Source organism: Pseudomonas helleri (genome assembly GCF_009600315.1).
GTDB classification, from domain to species: Bacteria; Pseudomonadota; Gammaproteobacteria; order Pseudomonadales; family Pseudomonadaceae; genus Aquipseudomonas; species Aquipseudomonas helleri_A.
Genome location: NZ_WIWC01000109.1, coordinates 1 through 514, shown reverse-complemented (window position 1 = coordinate 514; position 514 = coordinate 1). Strand labels below are relative to the sequence as shown.

The following is a 514-nucleotide window of genomic DNA, read 5'->3' as shown; positions in this document are numbered from 1 at the left end:
ACTTGAAGCACTTCGGCCATCTGAGCCTTGGATAGCCCTTTGAAGGGCTCCTGTAGCGCCTCTAGCCGCTTCCTGAGACTGTTTGCCGTGTCCTGCATCTCTTTCGCTCTACGTCGCTCCTGAAGCGCTGTAGAGGCCCTGGCGATGGTCCCGGCATAACGTTCATTGATGCGTTTGGTCAGCCGTTCAGCTACCGCCTCTGGTGTCTCAACATCGCTGGAAAACAGCCCTTTGCGTAGTACCCGCGGCTCCACGGCTTTCGGAGTGATGGCCACCAGGGGCTGCACTCCACGTTCTACAGCGGCGTAGTGCTGCTGGATCGTCTGATGGGTGGCCTTGCTGCCCTCGATCCCCCGCTCAAGCCCCAGATCAACCACACAGGCGGCATAAGTGGTCTGGTCGGCGCGCATCTTGTCCCGGCTGCCGATGAACTCCTTGGCGCTCAGGCGTTTGTCCTGGGTCAGTGGCACCACGAAGGCGGACAGATGCGGCGTGGCTTCGTCCCGGTGAATGC

At 60.7% G+C, this 514-nt stretch carries 1 protein-coding gene; it reads right to left on the bottom strand.

The window, feature by feature from the left end:
* Positions 1 to 514, bottom strand: a 514-nt coding sequence (locus GHN86_RS23050; RefSeq protein WP_194286566.1) for a plasmid recombination protein, incomplete at both ends; no start/stop codon positions are given.